The sequence below is a fragment of the Acidobacteriota bacterium genome (genome assembly GCA_040752675.1).
Taxonomy (GTDB): domain Bacteria; phylum Acidobacteriota; class Polarisedimenticolia; order JBFMGF01; family JBFMGF01; genus JBFMGF01.
Window position 1 is genome coordinate 1 of record JBFMGF010000037.1, and the last position, 3,818, is coordinate 3,818.

Annotated in this window: 5 protein-coding genes; 1 reads left to right on the forward strand and 4 read right to left on the reverse strand. The window is 47.5% G+C overall.

Annotation, left to right across the window (positions count from 1 at the left end; genetic code table 11):
• From AB1756_04015 to folB, 4 genes are all read right to left on the reverse strand, one after another.
• Positions 1–1,775 (reverse strand): SpoIID/LytB domain-containing protein (locus AB1756_04015; protein ID MEW5806503.1); only part of this gene is annotated, 1,775 nt, incomplete at its 3' end.
• 116 nt (positions 1,776–1,891) lie between these two features.
• Positions 1,892–2,509: a GTP cyclohydrolase I gene (folE, locus tag AB1756_04020; GenBank protein ID MEW5806504.1), complete on the reverse strand. Its 618-nt coding sequence runs from the start codon at positions 2,507–2,509 to the stop codon at positions 1,892–1,894.
• A gap of 47 nt (positions 2,510–2,556) precedes the next feature.
• Positions 2,557–2,910, reverse strand: a complete 354-nt coding sequence (gene queD, locus AB1756_04025; GenBank protein MEW5806505.1) for a 6-carboxytetrahydropterin synthase QueD — start codon at positions 2,908–2,910, stop codon at positions 2,557–2,559.
• Entirely contained in the window at positions 2,907–3,425 is a 519-nt protein-coding gene (gene folB, locus AB1756_04030) for a dihydroneopterin aldolase (protein MEW5806506.1), read from the reverse strand. The genes queD and folB overlap by 4 nt, the downstream gene beginning before the upstream one ends.
• A gap of 262 nt (positions 3,426–3,687) precedes the next feature.
• Here folB and AB1756_04035 point away from each other — a divergent pair.
• The coding region (locus tag AB1756_04035; GenBank protein ID MEW5806507.1) for a DUF2905 domain-containing protein at positions 3,688–3,818 on the forward strand (131 nt) is incomplete at its 3' end.

Sequence of the window (3,818 nt, forward strand, 5' to 3'; positions counted from 1 at the left end):
CGGTCGTCGGATGCTCCTTTCATCGGCGGTTTCCTCTCAAGATAATCGATCGCAGCGGAATCATCCAGATGGAATGAGAACTTGTCCCCGGGGATTAACTTGATCTCCTCGGCAGGGAAGATGTCACCACCGAAATAGTTGAAGAGGACGATCCGTGATGAAAGCGGGAATCTTGCAGGGCTACTCTCTGAAACCATGCCGATCGCGTTTTCTGAAAGCTCCCGGAAGGAGCCCTCTTTGAGCTTAAACCCTCCAAACCTTTTCATGAGGTTTGATAGTGAGAAGATAAAATAATCCTGAGTCAGTCTTTCGGAAGGACCCATGCTCAGGGACAGCGCGGCTGGAATTATCCCTTCCCTGATGAGATAGGCCATGAGCTTGCCGTATTCTTTCTTGAACCCTTCCAGTTCTCCCATCTGAAGGAGAAGGGCCATATCCTTCTCGCTGATCTGGAGGTCGGCCCTTTTGTTGATTGAAAAGACCTTGGCAGCAAGCTGCCAGAAATCCAGTACAGTTTCCACATCGACTGTCAGAGGCCCTTCATAGATGATTCCGGAAAGATCGGCGCTTTTCAGGAGCAATCTGATGGTATCATCACTTCTCATTCTTCTCTTTGGTTCCCACTCTTCTTTCAAGAAATTCTGATCGAAGATTCCATGCACCATCAGAAGGGCGAAGGCTTTCAGGAGCTCTGGATCGCCTCCGATCTCCACGAGGGGAATCTCTTCCGAAGAAAAAACCGTGAAAGTTTTTGAGGCGAGGGACTGCCTGTCTGGATAGCACTCGACCCCTTTGAGATATTCCCCATTTTCAAGTTCGAAGATATTGATGGCGTCCTCCGTCATCCCTCCGCATGTCGAAGTATAGAGAGCGTTGATAGGAAGTCCCGCATGGACGGCGATCTGCCCGTAGGTTTCATCAACGGCCCTGCTGCTCAAGGGATGCTCTGCATCCTTCCCCCCGTAAACTTGACACCTCTGAGTATCACAAATGTCATATCCCTCATCTGCAAACTGCCCGAGATTCTTATAGATGTAAGTTCTTGCCGCAACCGCCTGCGCCTTCAGCGACTCGATTTCTGGCCAGAGTTCTGGTCCGAGTTCAAGAGGAACGACCCCTTTGAGATAATCTTCAATGTTGAGGATGTTGATGGTTCTCAGGACACCGGTGGGGTAAATCTTGACTTCGAAGTAACCCCTGTATTCTTTTTCATTGACTCTCAGCGTCGCGGAAGGATTGGACGGCAGAATGACCAGGGAATCGGTCCTGCTGATCTGGCTGAGAAAATCCTGGTCCACTATCCGGATGAAGAGATTCTCCCGCCACTCGGGGAGCTCTTCGGAGATCCAGACTTCGCTGTATCCAAGCTCTTTCAGCTCTGCCGCGATGGGCTGGGTTGCATCCGAACTTTTTGCCTCGCCTACTCTTACGCGGTAGATTCTCCTGTCCGGGAAATAGCTCACGATAGCCGGTAACCTTGTTTCCTGTTCCACCTTTAACTTCAGAGCTTCCGCCTCTTCCCTGTTCGCAAAGGAGCCAATCTGGACGCGATAGATATTAGAACCTATGTCGCTTACGCCGTAAGGCAGTAAGATAACCTCTCCTGAATATGTTTCTTTCCAGACATTCTGCCCCGTTGATGTCTCCAGGATTTTGAAAGGCTCTTCGCAGGAAACGGTTATCTTTCCGTTGCTTCCGAGCAACCCGATCCGGACGATGGGCTTCTTGATCCCGAGCCAGTCAGCGTAGGATACGGCGGGAATCCCCTCCTTCACAACTCCTTCGATCTGCTCCTGATGGGAAGCAAATGAAGGGAAAAGAATCAAAAAGAAAGAAAAAAATATTTTAAAAATTGCATTATATTTAGACATAGCGCAAGAATTCGATGAACCTATTTCCTGTAAATCATCTTGATGAGTGCTGATCTTAATTTCTCGTCTTGCTCGAAGCATCCTGTGAAGCAGGTCGTGACGATGCTGCTCTCCTTCTTTTTAACACCTCTCAGGATCATGCAGAGATGGGCTGCCTCGATGATGACGGCAGTACCCCTCGCATTCAATCCCCTGTGGAGGGTATCCGCCACCTGGCGTGCGAGCCTCTCCTGAATCTGAAGTCTTCGGGAAAAAGCATCGAGGACTCTTGCCATTTTAGAAAGCCCTATGATCCTTCCGTCAGGAATGTAGGCAATGTGGGCATACCCAATGAAAGGAAGAAGATGATGGACGCAGATTGAATAGAAAAATATATCCCTGGCGAGGATGATATCCCTGCCAGAGATCCTTTTATTTATAACTTTTTTCTCTTCCAGTCTAACCCTTCCCGGTTTTTTTCTTCCTGGTTTCTTTGGTGCAAGGAGCTTTTCTGGATTTGTCCTATAACCTGAAAGAAATTCGTTAAACCATGCCTTCGTCACCCTCGATGGTGTCTTCTCCAGGTCATCTCCGGGAAACCTTTCCCCCACCCCTTTCAGGAAGAATTTTATCGCATGATGGATTTTCTTCTTATTCATCCACCGATCCTATTCGCATTATCTCGATCATTCTTCCTTCCTTAAAATCATGGATCGTGCTTTCGATAGATGACTGAAGAGCTTTCCGTCTCGGAGAGTTCAAGCTCATAGATCCCGTTGAGTTTACCTTCAAGCTGATCCCAGATCCACATGATCAGCCGTTCCGACGTCGGGTTGTCAATGATTTCGTTCAAATTCTGATGGTCGAGCTTCGAAATGACGTTCTGATCGACGATTCTCTGGATCTCAGCAAAATCCATGGCTAGACCGGACTCTGGATCGACGGGTAGCTTCAAAAAAACCGTCATGCGGTAGCTGTGACCGTGAAACCTCCGGCACTTGCCTGGATAATCGGGAAGCTGATGTGCAGCTTCAAACCTGAATACTCTCTTCAGGATCATCTCGATATCCTTCTTCCTTTCCTGGCTCTGCTCTTATCTTTGATTTTTGTTTTGATTTCGATTTTGTTCCTGGTTTTGATTTTACATTTGCTAACACCTGCTTTTTGATTCAATTCGCTTCCGGCGCGTTGATAGCTTTTGCGTAGAGCTCCGGGGTTCCTCTCCCTGGTCAGTTCAACGCCAACGTGGTCCACAATCCCATCCAGAACGGGTGTTTCCTTCCTGACTTTTACCGTGACCCTATCAACGCTGAATCTCTTCATGACCTCGGAGACAATCCTTCCGGCAAGCCTCTCGATGAGGCTATGGGACTCTTTCCGTCCGATCTCCACGACGAGCTGATGAACTTTCCTATAATCAATTGTGTTATTTAGCCCGTCCTTTTCAGCGGCTATGGAGAGGTCTCTCTCCATCTCCACATCGACGGAGAACCTCATACCCATTTCCCTTTCCTGCTGCGTGAGACCATGGAAACCGTGAAACCTGATTCCCGAAATAAATACCTTATCAGGCATGGACTTACATGCACTCCTCAAAATGCTTTTGAAGTTTATTATATAAGCTCTGCCCTGTCAACAAACAAGGCCTTTGGCGTTGCATAAACGCCCAGCGGTGGCCTTCGAGCTCTTCTTGTCATATTGAAACAAACCCTTTAAAATTTATCTTTGACAAGAGAAGTAAGATCTTTTCTATAAACCGACAAAGACGGATTTGACTAAAAAGAATTTAGCTAACAAGAAGGAATAAGAGATGGAAGGCTTGCCCCAGATGGGCAAAATGCTGATACTCATTGGTAGCATCATCATTCTCTTTGGACTCATCCTGCTTCTCTTCGGAAAGATACCATATCTCGGCAAACTCCCAGGAGATATTCTCATCAAAAAAGGGAACTTCACCATCTACTTCCC